General features: G+C 67.0%; 12 protein-coding genes. 4 read left to right on the forward strand and 8 right to left on the reverse strand.

Going from position 1 to position 18,080, the window contains the following annotated elements; translation table 11 throughout:
• Nucleotides 1-34: 34 nt before the first annotated feature.
• Nucleotides 35-469 carry a hypothetical protein gene (locus tag AC5P67_RS00845; RefSeq protein ID WP_043034009.1) on the forward strand — a complete coding sequence of 145 codons (435 nt, stop codon included), beginning with the start codon at nt 35-37 and terminating at the stop codon, nt 467-469.
• Between the two features lie 209 nt (nt 470-678).
• Here AC5P67_RS00845 and AC5P67_RS00850 read toward each other — a convergent pair whose 3' ends face one another.
• The 6 genes from AC5P67_RS00850 to AC5P67_RS00875 all read right to left on the reverse strand — a co-directional run bounded on the left by AC5P67_RS00850 (nt 679) and on the right by AC5P67_RS00875 (nt 9,655).
• A complete protein-coding gene (locus AC5P67_RS00850) occupies nt 679-3,708 on the reverse strand; it encodes an autotransporter family protein (RefSeq protein WP_495214265.1) in 3,030 nt (1,009 codons plus the stop codon).
• Between the two features lie 299 nt (nt 3,709-4,007).
• Complete coding sequence (locus tag AC5P67_RS00855) at nt 4,008-5,075, reverse strand: acyltransferase family protein (protein ID WP_099474228.1); 1,068 nt, start codon at nt 5,073-5,075, stop codon at nt 4,008-4,010.
• Nucleotides 5,075-6,223, reverse strand: coding sequence for an N-acetylglucosamine-6-phosphate deacetylase (gene nagA / locus AC5P67_RS00860; protein ID WP_005414488.1), 1,149 nt, complete (start codon nt 6,221-6,223; stop codon nt 5,075-5,077). Before nagA ends, AC5P67_RS00855 begins: the two co-directional genes overlap by 1 nt.
• The gene (locus AC5P67_RS00865; RefSeq protein WP_049450606.1) at nt 6,223-7,251 is read right to left on the reverse strand and encodes an SIS domain-containing protein; all 1,029 of its coding nucleotides are present in this window, start codon (nt 7,249-7,251) and stop codon (nt 6,223-6,225) included. The genes nagA and AC5P67_RS00865 overlap by 1 nt, the downstream gene beginning before the upstream one ends.
• Nucleotides 7,252-7,258: 7 nt before the next feature.
• Nucleotides 7,259-8,326 (reverse strand): LacI family DNA-binding transcriptional regulator, encoded by a 1,068-nt coding sequence (locus AC5P67_RS00870; protein WP_005411045.1) that lies wholly within the window; start codon nt 8,324-8,326, stop codon nt 7,259-7,261.
• Nucleotides 8,327-8,365: 39 nt separating this feature from the next.
• A complete protein-coding gene (locus tag AC5P67_RS00875; protein ID WP_005411046.1) occupies nt 8,366-9,655 on the reverse strand; it encodes a sugar MFS transporter in 1,290 nt (429 codons plus the stop codon).
• Between the two features lie 378 nt (nt 9,656-10,033).
• Between AC5P67_RS00875 and AC5P67_RS00880 the strand changes: the two genes are divergently transcribed.
• The 3 genes from AC5P67_RS00880 (at nt 10,034) to AC5P67_RS00890 (ending at nt 16,374) form a co-directional block, all read left to right on the forward strand.
• Nucleotides 10,034-11,053, forward strand: coding sequence for a glucokinase family protein (locus AC5P67_RS00880; protein WP_024957032.1), 1,020 nt, complete (start codon nt 10,034-10,036; stop codon nt 11,051-11,053).
• A 143-nt stretch (nt 11,054-11,196) separates the two neighbouring features.
• A complete protein-coding gene (locus AC5P67_RS00885) occupies nt 11,197-13,905 on the forward strand; it encodes a TonB-dependent receptor (protein ID WP_005411048.1) in 2,709 nt (902 codons plus the stop codon).
• A 111-nt stretch (nt 13,906-14,016) separates the two neighbouring features.
• Entirely contained in the window at nt 14,017-16,374 is a 2,358-nt protein-coding gene (locus AC5P67_RS00890; RefSeq protein WP_308310003.1) for a family 20 glycosylhydrolase, read from the forward strand.
• A gap of 105 nt (nt 16,375-16,479) precedes the next feature.
• Here the strand turns inward: AC5P67_RS00890 and AC5P67_RS00895 are convergent, their stop codons facing one another.
• Complete coding sequence (locus tag AC5P67_RS00895) at nt 16,480-16,872, reverse strand: VanZ family protein (RefSeq protein ID WP_308310004.1); 393 nt, start codon at nt 16,870-16,872, stop codon at nt 16,480-16,482.
• Nucleotides 16,869-18,053, reverse strand: a complete 1,185-nt coding sequence (locus AC5P67_RS00900; protein WP_060381101.1) for a class I SAM-dependent methyltransferase — start codon at nt 18,051-18,053, stop codon at nt 16,869-16,871. Before AC5P67_RS00900 ends, AC5P67_RS00895 begins: the two co-directional genes overlap by 4 nt.
• Between the last annotated feature and the right edge of the window lie 27 nt (nt 18,054-18,080).

Genomic DNA, 18,080 nt, shown 5'->3' on the forward strand with positions numbered 1-18,080 from the left:
GCCGCAGGTGGCCTTGCCTCGTGAGGTTGCCGCCATGAACACGCCCCACCCCACCTATCCACGCCTGCAGGCATTGCTCGGCGCTGCACTGCCCGGCCTGCAGCTGCCCACTACCGCCGCCGAAGCGTTGGAAGATGCACTCGCCGAAGCCAACGAACAGGCGCCGCCCTCCGCATTCTTCGCGCGGTTGCGTGGCATCGCTCACAGCCACGCAGCGGACGGCCAGGCGTGGCGCGAGCGGCAACTCAGCGAGGGGCGCGGTCGGGAACTGGCCGAGGCGACGCGTTGCCTGGCGGCGTTGTCTGCGTGCGGCGGGGTACTGCTGGCTGCACAGTCTGCGCGCGAGACGGACGATGCGCAGGCGCAGTGTCCGCCGCAGGTGGAGGAAGGCCTGCTGCACGCAATGGTGGTGTTGGCCGATCATGCCGGCGCGCTGGTGGAACCGGATGCGTGCGCACCGCTGCTGTAGAGCCGAGCCGTTGCTGGGCTGCGCGGAGGTCATGGCATCGGTGGGATTCGTGCCGACCAAGGTCGGCACCTACCAGAGCAGGTCATGGCAGTGGAAAGCACCGTGCCGACCAAGGTCGGCACCCACCAGAGCGGATCATGGCGTCGATTGGCCCTGTGTCGACCAAGGTCGACACCCACCAGAGCGGGTCATGACATCTGCACCGCGCGCTACCAGTCCGCGCGCAGGCCGATGTTGCCTTCGATGATGCGGCGCTTCTCGTTGCGGTCGCCACCCAGTTCACGGGTGTAGTCGGCCACCGCGTACGCACTGATGGTGCGGTTGAAGCGCCCGACCACACCCACACCGGCTTCCAGCGCGCGCGCGCGCTGCGAATTGAAGATCACGTCATCGTCGAAGCGGATACGGTCCTCGCCGGAACGACCATGCCAGTAGTTGAGCTTGAAGTACGGCTGCCAGCCGTTGTCGGCCAGCTGGTAGTCGCCGGCAAGGCGCAGGCCGACGCGGCCGGTCCAGGCGTTGTCGTTGTCGAAGCGTACGCTCGACACCTCATCGCGGCGGTCGTCCAGCGAGGTGCGTTGCCAGATCACCTGCACCTGCGGTTCCAGCCACCACGCCGACTGACCGAAGTGCAGCAGCGGTTTGCCCGCCTCCACCGACACGCTGGTGCCATCACCCTTGATCCCGAAGCCGAGCCCGCGCGAGGAACGTACGCGGCCGTCGTAGCGGCTCTGCATCGCCACGGCGTCGATGTAGCAGCCACTGCTGCCGGTGAAGGTCCAGTACAGGCCCACGTGCTTGTCGTCCAGGCGGTTCTGGCCTACCTGCACGTTCTCCCAGCCCAGTGCCAGGCCGGTGGTCTTGCCCTGCGCGCGGGTGCGGCCGACGAACACGCCGATCTGGTTGCGGTGGTTGTCAGAGGCAGCAGCCCACACATCCAGACCGGCCTGCAGGCCCATCACATCGCCATCGAAGCCCGGCTGCGCATCGCCCTTCCAATGGATCTCGCTGCTCTGCCCCACCAGACGGCCCCAGGCGGTGCGGAACGCACCCCGGTTGTACAGCAAGCGCTGCTCGCCCTGGCGCTCGTGGAAGGTACCCAGGCTGGCCAGCGTGGTCTCGCGCAGCAGCGGCGGCACCACGGCATAGGTGGCAGTCTCGACGCGGTACAGCGGTACCACTGCGCCCTCAGCGGGGCGTGCGCCCGGCGTCGGCGGCGTACCGGTTCCGGGCAGCGCACCGCCGGCCACCGGCACGTCCGGCACCGCTGGATCACTGGGCGGCGCCACAGGCGCTGGTTCCGGTGGCGGCGGCGGCGGCGCGGCCTCGCCGGCAGTCAGGTCCGGATCGGTAGCGCCTTCAGGCGGCGGTGGCGGTGCCGGGGTGATCGGCGGCGGTGGTGCGACGGGTGGCGTCGGCGGCGGCGGCACGCCATTGATACCGCTTCCGTTTGGCGCTGGTGCCGGGCCGGCCACCAGGGTCGAGCGCAGGTACCAGTTCTCGCTGGTACCGGCACTGACACCCCCCTTGAACAGGAAGTACTCGTAGGCACCGGCGGCGACCGGCGCAAACAGCGAGAACGCGCCCGGCGCGGTGCGGCCACCATTCAAGGCCTGCACCACCAGGATGCCATCGGCCAGCGTGGCGGCACCGCTGCCGCCGGCATTGAGCACGCCGATGCCAGTGGTGCCGGTGGCGGAACCGCCATCGATCACCAGGCGGTCGCTGGTGGAATTGTCCGCGCCCAGCACAGTACGCAGGTACAGGCCACCGCCATCACCGCGATAGTTGCCACGCACGGTGAACACGTCGCCGGCACCGGTACCGGTCAGGTCGATGCGCCCGGCATTGACCATCTCCACCAGTGCGGCGCTGTTGAACGGACGGATGGCATGGCCGCCACTGCCCGCATACACGGTACTGGTGTCATCCACGGTGAGCGTGCCGGTGCCGGTTGCGCTGTCGCCCAGCACCAGATCGCCATCAAAGGTCATCTCGGTGCTGTTGGCCAGGCTGATCGCCTCCCAGTTCTGGAAGCGGGCCACGCCCGTGGTCTTGACGTTGTTGAAGTTGAGCTGGTCGATGCCACTGCCGCCGTCGAACAGCGGCACCGCACCGAGGTTGCCCTGGTTGAGGCTGCTGAGGTTGGCCACGTCGTTGTCCGGCCCCATGTCGATCGCGCCGTAGACGATGCCACCGCCACTCCAGTTGAAGGTGTCGCTGCCGGTACTGAGCAGCACCTGCCCGCGCACGGTGCCGTCGGTGATGGTCACGCTGTCGTTGCCGCCACTGACACTGATGTTGCCGCCGATGTAGGCCGTGCCCGAGATGATGATGGTATCGGTGTCGAAGCCGGTCACCACGTTGCCGTCAACCGTACCGCCAGACTGGTCCCACAGGTTCTTGTCCAGCTTCATGTTGACGCGGCCGATGCGGCCAGCGGTCATCCAGGCCTGGTCGCCATCCTCGAACGCGCCGATGATGCGGCCACCGCTCATGCGGAAGGTATCGATGTTGTCGCCCTGCTGCAGCGCGCCGATCGTGCCGCCACTCATGATGAAATCATCGCGGCCACTGCCCTGCGCCACCACGCCGGTGACGGCGCCGCCGGTGACGGTCATCTGGTCATCGCCGCCGCCCTGGTCGACGCTGTCGATCGTGCCATCGCTGAGCAGCAGCACATCATTGCCATCGCCCTGCAGGACGCCGCCGGTGATGCTGCCGCTCTGCATCTCGAGGCGATCATTGCCCGCATCGAACTGTACGCCGGTGCGCCCGCTGATCGCTCCTCGATTGACCAGCACGCTGTCGCCCGCACCGACGAACTGCAGGGCGGTGTTGTTGCCGGTGCTGATGCTGCCGATGTTGTCGACGCGGCTGCCCCCCCCAAGCTGCACGGTTACACCGCCGACCGAACTGATCGCGCCCTGGTTTGACAGCAGGTGACCACCGGCGCCGACCAGCGCGATGGCCGATCCACCACCACTCTGCTGCAGCTGTGCACCGGCGGCGACATTGACGGTGATGCCGGCCGCACCATTTGCGGTAACGGGAGTGGTCTGCGGATTCGGCGCGTTGGTATCACAGGTGACCGTCTGGCCGGCGGTCGGTGCCGGGCTGTTGCAGCCGGCCCAGGCAACGCTGGCGGTCGTCAGAAGCAGGGAGGGAACGGCGAGGGCCTGCAACACGGAAACAGCAAGGCGGCGCGGACGGAACGCACGCGGAACGGCACGGTACATGGGGCACTCCTGGGCGGGCAATCAGGAACTGCGTATGTGCGGCACGGCGCTTGCAGTCTGCCGTGTGGTGAACCATTTCGATAGGTGAACTTGCGTGCGGGAAATCACAGTTCAGATGTGAAATCGCCCAGCCCTCACGCCGATGTGATGTGGCTGAAATCATTCATTTTTCCCGGCATCCGGAATCACGCGCAAAGCATCCATGCATGGCGTGGATCTACTGATCCTGCATCGCCAATCGATTCGCTCATGGCACCTGGTAAATCTACGTCATGCCTGGATGCCGTTGGCGGATGGGGTCAGATCTTCAGGTAGATCTTCCGCTTATCCAGCCACCACGCCACGCCCCACCACAGTGCGACGAACACCAGCGCCTGCAGCATCGACGCCAGCTCCAGCGCCTGCGGCATCGCGGTGGCCAGCTGCTGCCAGATCCACCCCCAGATCCCGGTGGCCATCAGCACCACCGACATCACCGATGCCCCCAGGTACGCGGTGATCGCATTGACCCCGAAGCGCCGGCCGAGTGCCGGCCAACCCTTCTGGTCGATCAGCACGTGGCCCAGCCACAGCGCCAGCGCGGCCAGGCCGCCGGTCCACAGCACGTAGCTGGGCGTCCACAGCTGCTTGTTCAACGGCAGAACCACGGCCAGCAGCAGGCCCAGCACAGCGGTCGCCACGCCCAGCCCTGCCAATGCCGCCGAACGCCCGTTGCGCAGCAGGCCACCGGCAAGCAGGCCGAGCACGGTACTGGCCAGCGCCCCCAGCGTGCTCAGCAATCCTTCCGGGTCATGGCCCAGTCCGGTATCGGCATGCCACTGGTAGATCCACGGTGCGAACAGCGCGGTATCCAGGCGGCTGGCCGGGTTGGTCCACGGCGCCAGGTCGCCGATGCCCAGCAGCAACAGGGTGTACCCCACCAGCAGCGCGATCAGAGCGCCCACCTGCACGCGTGGTCGCGCGTAGACCGCCAGTACGCCCACCAACGCCGCACACACCGCGATGCGTTGCAGCACGCCCCAGATGCGGAAGTGATGCGTATCCAGTGCCCACCAGATCAGCAGATGCAGCAGCGCACCGGCCACCAGGATGCGCAGCGCGCGCTCCAGCACGCCGCGCGCCAACGCGGGTCGCGCCGCCGCATCCTGCGCGCGCGGTGCCACGCTGAAGGCCATTGACACGCCCACCAGGAACAGGAAGAACGGGAACACCAGGTCGGTGGGCGTGCAGCCATGCCATTCCGAGTGACGCAGCGGCGCGAACACCGCACTCCAGTCGCCCGGATTGTTGACCAGCAGCATCGCCGCCACGGTGATGCCGCGCAGGGCATCGATCGAGCCCAGCCGGCGTGGCGGCGAACTGTTCATCAGGCGGCCTCGTACTGTCCGGCAATCCAGGTACCGCGCACCTGCAGGGCGTCGTCCAGCAGCACCAGGTCAGCCTGGTAGCCCTCGGCGATGTGGCCCAGGCGATCATCGACATTGAGGAACTGCGCTGGGTACGTCGATGCCATGCGCGCCGCTTCGGCCAGCGGCTGGCCAAGCAGCTGCACGGTGTTGCGCACCGCGGTGGCCATGTCCAGCGCCGAGCCGGCCAGCGAACCGGCAGCATTGCGCACCACGCCGTCGACGGCGGTAATGGTTTCGCCGTACAGCACGTAGCTGGGATCGTCGGCACCGACCGGCGGCATCGCATCGGTCACCAGCAGCAGGCGGCCTCGCGGCTTGGCCGCCAGCGCCACGCGCAGGCTGGCCGGGTGCACGTGAACGCCATCAACGATGATGCCGATCCAGCTGTCGCGGTCCTCCAATGCGGCGCCCACCGCACCGGGCTCACGGCCCTGCAGCGGCGACATCGCGTTGTACAGGTGGGTGAAGCCACGCACACCGGCATCCAGGCCGGCACGGATCGCTTCGTAGGTACCTGCGGTGTGCCCGGCCGCAACGATCACGCCACGCTCGACCAGCGCACGGATGGTCTCCAGCGGCACGCGCTCCGGCGCCAGCGTCAGCACGGTCACACCGTTGTCCAGCGATGCCGCCAGCGCGATTTCTTCTTCGTCCGGCACGCGGAACTTGCTGGCATCGTGCGTGCCCTTGCGCGCCGGTGCGATGTACGGGCCTTCCAGGTGGATGCCGATCACGCCTGGTACACCCTGCGTGATCGCCTCGCGCATCGCAGCGATCGCTTCGCGCATCACTGCCACGTCATCACTGATCAGGGTCGGCAGCATCGCCGTGGTGCCGAAACGGCGGTGCGCCTGCGCGATGGTGCGCAGTGCCGCCACGTCCGGCGTGTTGTTGAACAGTGCACCACCGCCACCATTGACCTGCACATCGATGAAGCCGGGCAGCAGCCAGCCGCCACCCAGGTCCACCTGCTCGGCGGCATGGCCGAGCTGCGGTGCGGCGTCGGGCAACAGCGCGCTGATGCGACCGTTCTCGATCACCAGCGCCAGATCATCACGGAAGTCGTCGCCCGCCAGGATGCGGGCATTGCGCAGGACGGTCGCCATTACACGGTCTCCGTCACCTTGTTCAGGTGCGGCGGCAGGTCCGGGTTGAAGCCACGACGCAGCGCCAGCGCATTGATCGCGCGGTAGAAGCTCTGCACGGTCAGCAGCGGTGCGCACAGCGGGTGCGGCGCAGCAGCCACCGGCAGGTTGCCGCCAGCACCGGCCATCCATACCTGTGCGCCACGCGCGGTGAATTCCTCGACGACGGCACGGGTGCCGGCGCCGGTTTCATCCGGCTGGGCAAAGGCCAGCACCGGGAAGCCGCGGTCGACCAGCGCCATCGGGCCGTGCTTCACTTCAGCCGAGCTGTAGGCTTCGGCATGCAGGCTGCAGGTTTCCTTGAACTTCAGCGCCGCTTCCTGCGCCGCCCCCAGGCCCAGGCCACGGCCGAGCACGAACAGGTTGGTGGCCTCGACCAGGCCTTCGGTCACCGCGCTCCAGTCGCACTGCCACGCCTCACGCAACGCGTCGGGCAGCAGGTCCAGCGCAGCGCGCAGGCTGCTGTCCTGCTTCCAGTACGCGGCCAGCTGCAGCAGCGCGGCCAGCGACGCCAGGTAGCTCTTGGTCGCCGCCACGCTCTTTTCGGCACCCGCGTGGAGCGGAATGACCGTATCGGCCAGCTGCGCCAGCGGTGAATCCTCGACGTTGACCAGCGCGATCACGCGCGCACCGGCCGCCTTGGCGGCCTCGGCGTTGCGCAGCAGGTCCGGGCTCTTGCCCGACTGCGAGATGACGATGAACAGTGCGCCGCGCAGCTGCAATGGTGCGGCGTAGACCGACCCCACCGATGGCGAGGCCGACGCGACCACCAGGCCCAGCTGGGTTTCCAGCAGATACTTGCCATAGGTGGCGGCGTGGTCGGAGCTGCCGCGTGCACAGGTGACCACGAACGGCGGCGGTTCAGCACGCAGGCTGGCGGCCAGGGTTTCCATGGTGGCGTGGTTGCGCGAGAACTGGCGCGCGACCACGTCGGCCGCTTCAGCGGCCTCGGCGAACATCAGGGTGGACGTGGGGTCTGACAGCGACATGGCAGGCTCAGGCAGGATCGGAAGGAAGGGGGCGTGCGCCGGCGGGGCGCATCGGCGCGGTCGAACCACGCACCACCAGCTGCGGCACGAAGCCCTGGTTGTGCAGCGGCGCCGGCGCATCGTCGTAGGCATCGCTGCGCAGTTGCGCGATCAGCAGGCGCGCGGCGTGGCGGGCGATGTCCTCGGTGGCCTGCTTGGCGGTGGTCAGCGGCGGCCACGACTGGCGCGAGAACGGGCTGTCCTCGAACCCGGCAATGGACAGGTCGTAGGGCACGTTCATGCCGGCCGACTTGGCGGCGGCCAGTACGCCGGCGGCGATTTCGTCGTTGGAACCGAAGATGGCGGTGGGCGGCTCGCGCAGCGCCAGCAGGCGGCGCGCGCCGCGGAAACCATCGTCGAAGGTGTAGTCGCCCTGCACCACCAGATGCTTGTCCACGGTCATGCCGTAGTCCTTCAGCGCGGCTTCGTAACCGGCATAGCGTTCGCCAGAGGAGCGGTGCGAGCTGCCGCCCCAGAGGAAGCCGATGCGCTGGTGGCCCAGCTGGATCAGGTGCTCGGTGATCTCGTAGGCGGCCTCGCGGTCGTCCACGAACACACATGCGCCATCGGCCGGGTCTTCGGTGGCGGCGATGATGCGCACCAGCTTGATGCCGCGCGCGGTCAGCGCCTGGATCAGGTCGCGGCGCTCGGACATCGGTGCGGTCAGCACCAGCCCGGCCAGGCGCGAACGCTGCACCCAGTCGGCCAGTTCATCGGCCAGCAGCGGCGAGCTGGAATCGCAGGGATGGATCTGCAGCCCGAACCCGGTCTCGCGGCAGGCGGCGAGCACGCCGTTCTGCACGCCGATGATGTGGTATGGGTTCGGGTTGTCGTAGACCAGCCCGATCACGAAGGTGGTGCCGCTGCGCAGGTTGCGCGCGGACGGATCGGGCTCGTAGTCCAGCTCGGCGATGGCACGCAGCACCCGCGCGCGGGTGGCCTGCATCACCGAGGGCTCGTTGTTGATCACGCGCGAGACCGTCTTCAGCGAGACCTTGGCTTTCTCCGCAACGTCCTTGATGGTCGCTCTGCGCATGGGTTTTCCCTGGGGTTGGCTGCCGTCCATCATCGCCGATCAGGCCTTGTCCTGCGGCAGGCCGGCGCGATGCCCGATCACCGAATAGAACAGGATGTACAGGTAGCACGGCACCATCAGCAGAACGAACACCAGCTGGAAGTCGATGTGCTGCTTGAGCACGGCGAACAGCTGCGGAATGATCGCGCCACCGGCAATGCCCATCACCAGCAGCGCCGAACCGGTCTCGGTGAAGCGGCCCAGGCCACGGATCGCCAGCGGGAAGATCGCCGGCCACATCATGGCGTTGGCAAAACCCAGCAGGGCCACGAAAGCCACCGACACGTAGCCGTGGGTGGCCCAGGCGCCAAGACAGAACACCACGCCCAGCACCGCCGAAATGGTCAGGTAGCGCGACTGCGAGACAACCTTGGGGATCAGCAGCAGGCCGACCACGTAACCGACCAGCATTGCGCCCAGGGTAAGCGAGGTGAACATCTTGGTCTGGTCCAGCGGCAGGTCGAAGCCGTGGCCGTAGGTACCGATGGCATCGCCGGCCATCACCTCCACGCCCACGTAGACGAACAGGCACAGCACGCCCAGCCACAGATGCGGGAACTGGAAGATGCTGCGACGCTCGGCGGCACCGGCCGCAACCGGCGTGGCATTGGCTTCGGACGACTTGATTTCCGGCAGCGGCGAGAACAGCACGGCCACCGCCAGCAGCACCAGCAGGCCGGCCATGGCCAGGTACGGCACATGGATCTTGGCGGCGAATTCGTTGAGCAGCTGCGCCTTGGTCGCTTCATCGGCAGCGGCCACCGTGGCCGACAGATCACCGATGCCATGCAGCACCACGGTACCGATCAGCACCGGCGCGAGCATGCCGGCGATCTTGTTGCAGATGCCCATCAACGCGATGCGGCGTGCCGCCGTCTCGATGGGCCCAAGGATGGAGATGTAGGGGTTGATCGCGGTCTGCAGCAGGGCCAGGCCGCTGCCGATCACGAACAGGCCGCCGAGCGCGCCCGGATACCAGCGCTGGGTGGCGAATTCGCCGAACAGCGCGGCGCCCCCGGCCATCACCAGCAGGCTCAGGCTCAGGCCCTTCTTCATGCCGGTGCGGCGCAGGATCCACGATGACGGCAGGGCCAGGAAGAAGTAGGACAGGTAGAACACCATCAGCACCAGGAAGGCGCCGACCTCGCTGAGTTCGAAGGCGAGCTTGACGAAGGTGATCAGCGGGCCGTTGAGCCAGGTGAAGAAGCCGATCAGGAAGAACAGCACGCCGACGATGGCGATGGAGGTGGCCACGTTCGGGCGCACGCTTGCAGCGGAGACGGCGGACATCGGGAAGGGCTCCTGCGGCGACGGCCGCAGAACGCGGCGTCGGAGAGTGGCTGGGAACAACGTTGTCACATTCTTTCGATGGACAACCGCGGTTTGTCAACTTCCCCGCGAGGCCGCGTGAACCTCGTGCTGCACTGCGCAACCCGATGGCAGCGGATCGTGCTGAATGCGCCGCAGCCCTTGAGCCCCGTGCAGCAACGGCTCCAGCGTGAAACCCATGCTCACGCCATGTAAACGTTTACTGCACGCCGCATTCGTTGCGACGCAGCAACGAAAGTGTCACGAACTCGTTGACATCGTTGTCAGCGCGGTTACAGACTCCGCCCCAATCGCCGCCCTCGAGCCTTGGGGACGGCCCCACCTGCAGCAGGAGCCCGCGTGACCGCCAGCCACCCCGCCCCGGCCCATGTCCTGTCCCGAATCGCGCCCTCGTTCCTGGCCGCCGACGTCGGTGGCACCCATGTGCGTGTGGCCCGGGTCCAGGCCAGCGGTGATGCCGCCCATCCGGTGCAGGTGCTGGAGTACCGCAAGTACCGCAACGCCGACCATGCAGGCCTCAGCGCGATCCTGTCCGACTTCCTCGGCGAAGGCCCGCGGCCCACGCACTGCGTGGTCGCCAGTGCCGGCTACGCCCGCGAGGACGGCACGGTGATCACCGCCAACCTGCCGTGGCCGCTGTCGGCGCGCCAGGTGGAAGCCGACGTCGGCCTGCAGCGGGTCTTCATCGTCAACGACTTCGAAGCCGTGGCCTATGCCGCTGCGCAGGTTGACGCCAGTGGCGTGCTGCACCTGTGCGGACCGGAAACCGCCGCCCGCGGCCCGACCCTGGTGGTCGGCCCCGGTACCGGCCTCGGCGCCGCGCTGTGGATCCCCACCGCGCACGGCCCGGTGGTGCTCCCGACCGAAGCCGGCCAACCGACCCTGGCCGCCAGCACCGAACTGGAGATGGCCATCGTCCGCCACATGCAGCGCGACCGCGCGCACGTGTCGATCGAGCATGCGATCTCCGGCCCGGGCCTGATGAACCTGTACCGCGCGGTGTGCGCACTGCAGGGCCAGGCGCCGACCCTGGCCAGCCCCGACGCGGTCACCGCTGCGGCCATGGCCGACAGCGATGCACATGCGCGCCAGGCGCTGGATGTGTTCTGCGGCCTGCTCGGCAGCACCATCGGCGACATGGCGCTGTTCTACGGCGCCCATGGTGGCGTCTACCTGGCCGGCGGCATCCTGCCGCAGATCCGCGAATACCTGCACGCCAGCACCTTCGTCGAACGCTACCTGCAGAAGGGGCCGATGGGCGAAGCGCTGGCACGCATCCCGGTGAAGGTCGTCGAGCACGGCCAGCTGGGCGTGGTCGGCGCTGCCAGCTGGTACCTGCAGCAGCAGTCGGCCGCCTGACACCGCAACAGGCTTCAACGCAATCGCAGCACGCAGTACGTGGCACGCCAACGCACGGGACTTCGCCGCCGCCCCGCGCATGTCATCGCAACCGTAATCGAACACCGCCGCCGGCATCCAATCGAGTGATGAGGAGAGACATCATGAACACCCGCAAGACCCTGCTTTCGGCCGCCATCGTCAGCTGCATCGCCTTCAGTGCACATGCGCAGCAGGCCGCCCAGACCGCCACCGACCTGGATACCGTGCAGGTCACCGGCATCCGTGGGTCGATGGAAAAATCGCTGGACACCAAGCGCGAAGCCAATGCGCGCGTGGAAGTGGTCACCGCCGAAGACGTGGGCAAGCTGCCCGCGCACAACGTCGCCGACACCCTGCAGCGCCTGCCGGGCGTGAACATCAGCTCGTCCAGCGCCGACGAAGGCGGCTTCGACGAAGCCGACCGCGTCAGCCTGCGTGGTACCAGCCCGAGCCTGACCCAGACCCTGATCAACGGCCACACCGTCGGCACCGCCGACTGGTTCGTGCTCAGCCAGGGCAACAACGTCGGCCGCAGCGTGAGCTACTCGTTGCTGCCGTCGGAACTGGTGCGCTCGGTGGAAGTGAACAAGTCCTCGCAGGCCAAGCTGCAGGACGGCGGCACCACCGGTACCGTCAACATCCTCACCCGCAAGCCGCTGGAATTCTCCAAGCAGCTCACTGCGGAAGGCTCCATCGGCATGGTGCGTTCGGACCAGGCCAAGTCCAACGACCCGCAGCTGTCGGCACTGTTCAACTACAAGAACGACGAAGGCAACTTCGGCGTGATGGTGCAGGCCTTCAGCCAGAAGCGCGAGCTGCGCCGCGAAGCGCAGGAAATCCCGGGCGGTTTCTTCCAGATCGATCCGAATGGCACCGTGGCCAAGTCCAACCCGGACCTGGCCGGCGTATACGCGCCGGGCCTGCTCGGCTCGACCCTGTTCGAACAGACCCGCGAGCGCAAGGGCGGCCTGGTGTCGCTGCAGTTCAAGCCGATGGACAACCTGACCCTGGGCCTGGAAGGCTTCAGCTCGGAACTGAAGGCGAACAACTACAACCGCAACTTCATGCTGTGGGGTGGCCGCATCCTCAACGACCGCACCGTTGAAGATGCCAATGGCAACAAGATCCTGATTCCGGGCCAGGCCCCGAATCCGGGTTACGTCATCAAGGATGGCGTACTGTCCAACGCCACCTTCGCCGGCCAGGCCGACCGCGACTACGCGGTGTACGACATGATCTACCGCGAGTCGAAGGCCAAGACCAACTACATCACCTTCGATGCCGACTGGCAGATCAGCGACAACCTGGGCATGAAATTCCAGGCTGGCAGCACCAAGGGCACCGGCGAAACGCCGCGCCAGTACATCGCCGAAGTCAACCTGGCCCGTGGTGGCGGCGCCACCTGGGCAACCCACGGCAACGGCTCGCCGATCGACTGGAACGTCGGTGGCAACATCGGCCCGAGCGGCGTGACCGACTTCGGTACCTGGGGCAACCAGCAGGTCACCGCGATCGACAAGGAAAAGTGGGCCACGCTCGATTTCAACCAGTACTTCGCCGACGCTGGCGTACTGAACTCGATTGATTTCGGCGCCCGCTTCGGCGACCACAAGCGCGAGGCCAAGTCGCCGGAAGGCGCAACCCCGGGCGCGATCTGGAATGCGCTGAAGAACGGCGCCACTGCCAACTTCCCCGGTGGCTTCGCCAACGGCATCGGTGGCAGCTTCCCGCGTGACCTGTGGTACTTCACCCCGGGCGCACTGAAGGAAGCAGTGACCAACAACTCCACCTGGCTGTCCGGCAATGACGGCCCGACCGGCCGCCACAACTACGGCGCCGAGTGGAAGGTGTCCGAGAAGAACTTTGCTGCCTACGTACAGGGCAACTTCAGCGGCGACCGCTGGAGCGGCAACGTCGGCCTGCGCTACGTCAACATCAAGCAGGATATCGATACCTACGCCGCCGCCACCGGCTCGACCGTGCCGGACGTGAGCAGCCTGTTCGGCGCGTGGACCCGCGAAGCTTTCGAGAACAAGCACAACCGTGTGCTGCCGAGCGCCAACTTCAAGTACGACCTGCGTGACGACCTGGTGCTGCGCGTGGCCGCATCGCAGACCCAGACCCTGCCGGACTTCTCGGCACTGGGTGCCTCGTCCTACGGTTCGGACCTGAACCGGACCGGCGGTGGCGGCAATCCGAAGTTGAAGCCGGTGGTGTCGACCAACTTCGACGCCAACCTGGAGTGGTACTTCATGCCGCGCGGCATGTTGTCGATCGGTGCCTACTCGATGCGCCTGAAGGACTACGTCGCCTTCAGCACCGAGAAGGAAATGCTGTTCAGCGAGCTGACCAACCGTCTCGAGGAATACAACATCTCCCGCCCGCGCAATGCCGACGGCAAGGTGCGCGGTATCGAAGTGGCCTATGAGCAGCCGATCGGCGAGTACTTCGGTGTCAATGCCAACTACACCTACGCCGATGGCAGCACCGACCACACCTGGGCCGATGGCAGCGACAACCTGCTGGGTACTTCGAAGAACACCTACAACGTCGGTGCCTACTTCGAGAACGATACCTTCGGTGCACGCGTCAGCTATACCCGCCGTTCGTCGTTCCTGATCGGCCTGTCCGGCGCCAACCCGTACTACCAGGATGACTTCGGCACCCTGTCGGCGTCGCTGAGCTACAAGGCCACCGACTGGCTGAGCATCAGCTTCGATGCGCTCAACCTCAACAACCCGACCTACAAGTACTACCAGACCGCGGCCATCCCGACCTCGTTCTACAGCAACGGTCGCCAGTACTACCTCAACTTCCGCTTCAAGTACTGATCCAGCGGCGGCAACATCGCCGAGTCGTGCACGCACGCCGGGCCTGGGTCATTCCGGGCCCGGCGTTTTTCATGTATAGCGTTCATCGCACCGATCCAAGGAGTCGTACCGATGGTCAAGCCTTCCCGCGCCCGGATGCGCAGCGCAGCGCTGCTGGGCAGCCTGCTCGCCCTGTTGCCGGCACTGCCGGCACTTGCCGCCGACCCCACGCCCGCCACTGAAGCACCCGGCCCCCTGCTGCGCGCCGGCAACCTGATGCTGATTCCTGCCCCGGCCACCGTGCAGCGCGGCCAGGGCAGCGGCATCACCGTCCGCGCCGACACCGTGCTGCAGGCCGAAGGCGAAGCCGCGCAGCGCGTCGCCAGCCAGTTCGCCGATCTGCTGGCCCGCAGCGGTGGTCCGCGCCTTGCACCAGCCAGGGGCAAGGCGGCAGGCACGTCGGGCAGCATCCGCTTCCAGATCGTGCCCACCTTCCGCGACAGCGGCGAAAGCTACACGCTGGAGAGCACCGCGCAGGGCGTGCTGATCCAGGCCGGCAACGAAACCGGCCTGTTCTACGGCGCGACCACCCTCGCCCAGCTCGCCACCGGCGGCAGCAATGGCGTGCTGCCGGCGGTGCAGATCCAGGACGCGCCGCGCTTCAGCTGGCGCGGTTTCATGCTCGATTCCGCACGTCACTTCCAGAGCCTGGACGAGATCAAGCGCGTGCTCGATGCGATGGCCGCGCACAAGCTCAACACCTTCCACTGGCACCTGACCGATGACCAGGGTTGGCGCATGGAGATCAAGCGCTATCCGAAGCTGACCGACGTGGGCAGCTGCCGCCTGCCGGCCGGCGACGGTGGCATCGATCCGGTCACTGGCAAGGAGCATCCGTATTGCGGCTTCTACACGCAGGACCAGATTCGCGAGGTGATCGCCTATGCGGCGAAGCTGCATATCCAGGTGATTCCGGAAATCGATGTGCCGGGCCACGCGACTGCCGCGATTGCTGCGTATCCGGAGCTGGGCACCATCGATACGCCGTTGAAACCGATCAGTGAATGGGGCGTGTTCCCCAACCTGTTCAACACTGAAGACAGCACCGTCACCTTCCTCGAGAACGTGCTGGAAGAAGTGATCGACCTGTTCCCGGCCAAGTACGTGCACGTCGGTGGCGACGAGGCGGTGAAGGACCAGTGGGAAGCGTCGAAGCAGGTGCAGCAGCGCATGCGTGCGCTGGGCATCAAGGATGAAATGGCCATGCAGAGCCACATCATCAAGCGCCTGGAGACCTTCCTGGAGGAGCACGACCGGCGCCTGATCGGCTGGGATGAGATCCTCGAAGGTGGGCTGCCGCCGCAGGCCACGGTGATGTCCTGGCAGGGCACCGAAGGCGGTCTGGCTGCGGCCAGCGCCGGCCATGACGTGATCATGTCGCCGGTCGGCTACCTCTATCTGGATTACCTGCAGACGGCCTCGCCGAACGAACCGCCCGGCCGCCCGACCCAAGTCAACCTCGGCAAGCTGTACAACTTCGAGCCGGTGCCGGCCGAGCTGGCCGCTGACAAGCGCGGGCACATCCTCGGCCTGCAGGCCAACATGTTCACCGAGCACACGCGCAGCTACGCACGCCTGCAGCACAACCTGTTCCCACGCCTGGCCGCCGTGGCCGAGACCGGCTGGAGCACGCCGGAACATCGCGATTTCCGCGATTTCCTCGCGCGCCTGCCGTCCCAGCTGCAGCGCTACCGTGCCTGGGGCCTGGCCTATGCGCAGACTCCGTTCGAAGTGGGCGTGGACTACACCGACAATCGCGCGGACAACACGGTGACGGTGTCGCTGGCCAATCCGCTGGGCTATGAAGTGCGCTACAGCACCGATGGCCAGCCGGTGAGCGCGCAGTCACCGCTGTACCAGCAGCCGCTGACCGGAAAACTGCCAACCACCGTGCAGGCTGCCGCGTTCTACCAGGGCCAGATGCTGGCGGCGAAACCGACCATTGCCACCTTCACCGCACAGTCGCTGCTCAGCCGCCGCAGCGATGAGCTGCTCAGCTGCGTGGGCAAGAAGGGCCTGGTGCTGCGCCTGGAAGACGATGGCCCACGCGAAGGCAACCGTGCGGTGTTCAACGTGGACATCTTCCAGCCGTGCTGGCGCTGGCCGCAGGCACAGCTGGACGGCATCGGCAGCGTGGAGGTCCGCGCGGGTCGCATTCCGTACTACTTCCAGCTGGCCCACGACGAGCCCAAGCGTCGCTTCGAGAAAGCGAAGCGCGCGCATGGCGAGATGCAGGTACGCCGTGGCGACTGCAGCGGCAAGGTGCTCGCGGAAGTACCGCTGCCGGCCACGCCGGATGCCGATGGCTTCGTGACGCTGAAGGCCACGCTGCCGAAGGGCACGCAGGGCAGCGGTGACCTGTGCATCAACTTCACCGGCGACACGCGCCCGGCGATGTGGGTGCTGGATGAGGTGACCCTGGGGAAATGACGGCAGGCCTGTCCAGGTGGGTGCCGGCCTTGGTCGGCACCTCGGGCAGAGCATCCACGCATGGCGTGGATCTACGGGTAGGTGCCAACCTGGGTTGGCACGCCTTTACCCGCGCCAGCGCAGCAGCAGGTCGCGCAGCGGGGTCAGTGCGGTGGCCATGCCGGCGAGCACACCGACCGTGTTGGCGATGGCATCCATCGGGTCGGCCATGCGGTTGCTGGTCAGCGCACCCTGGGCAAATTCGATGCCGATGCCCATCAACACCAGGCCCACGCCCACCCACAGCAGCGGGCGGCCCCGACGGAACAGCTGCACCGCGCTGCCGGCCAGGATGAAGTAGGCGAGGAAGTGCTCGCCCTTGTCGCTGTCTTCCGGCAACGGAATCGGCGGCGGTGGAATCAGGCAGACCACGATCACCAGCAGTACTGCCGTCGCCCACAGCCCGGCCCACAACCGCGGCCGCCGCAGCGGCTTGATCGCCGGCAACACCTCGCTCACAGGCGCCAGCTCAGGTCACCCAGCTCGAAGGCCGGTTCGAAGTCGACGCCACGCTGCAGGCCGATGGCCTGGAAGAGCTCGCCCATCTCGGTCGGCAGGGTCAGCTTCTTCACCTGGTCGCGCAGCTGGATGCGGCCGACCTCATCGGTGCGTTCCTCGGCCAGCAGCAGCACCTGGTCCAGGCCGTTGCCGAGCAGGAAGCTGGCCTGGCTGCAGTAGCCGGCCAGCTCGAATCCGCCGTGCATGCCGGCCTCGGCCATCGCGGTGAAATCCACCGACGCGGTGATGTCCTGCAACCCCGGCCAGCGGTGCACGTCGTTGTGCACATGGTGGCGGTAGAACGCACGCACGGTGCCATCGTCGCGGTCGTGCTGGTAGAACTCGCCGCGGCTGTAGCCGTAGTCGACAAACAGCATCGCACCACGCTGCATGCCACCGGCCACCGCCTGCAGCCAGTACGGCAGCTGCGGCAGCACTTCGGAACGGTAGCCCTCGGCGAAAGGCTTTTCCAGGTAGCGCTCGATATGGCGCACCGCACCGTTGAGCAGGATGTCGGCCGGCTGCGCGCCACGGATGAAGTTGCCCTCGGCGTCCAGCTCGACGGTTTCCTCGTAGACCTCGCCATCCCGGATCAGGAAGCGCGGGGTCGGCAGCGCGTCGATCACCTCGTTGGCGAACACCACCCCTTCCCAGTCCTCCTCGAACGGGCGGTCGACCCAGTCCACGCGCGCGGCCAGCTCGGCCGGCAGGTTCTGCTGCAGGCGCTGCTGCTGGCGCTCGCGCAGGTCGGCACTGGGTTCCAGGATGGCGTAGCGCGACGGCAGCGCATCCAGCTCGGCCAGGCGCAGCAGCACCGCCTCGGCAAAGGCGCCGGTACCGCCGCCCAGTTCCAGCATCCGCGCCTGCGCACCCAGCTGTGCAAATACCGGCGCCAGCGCATTGGCCACGCTGCCGGCGAACAGGCTGCCGAGCTCGGGCGCGGTGGTGAAGTCGCCACTGCCACCGAACTTGCTGGCGCCGGCGCTGTAATAGCCCCAGCCGGGGGCATACAGGCAGAGCTCCATGAAGCGCGAGAACGGCATCGCCCCGCCCTGGGCAAGGATCTCGGCGCGCAGGGCGGCCGCCAGCTGGTCGCTATGGGCCAGGGCATCGGCTTCGGGCAGGGGAAAGGTGGGCTGCATGGCGTCTTCGAATGCGGTGACAATGGT

This window comes from Stenotrophomonas sp. YJH_SMC_21 (genome assembly GCF_059369555.1).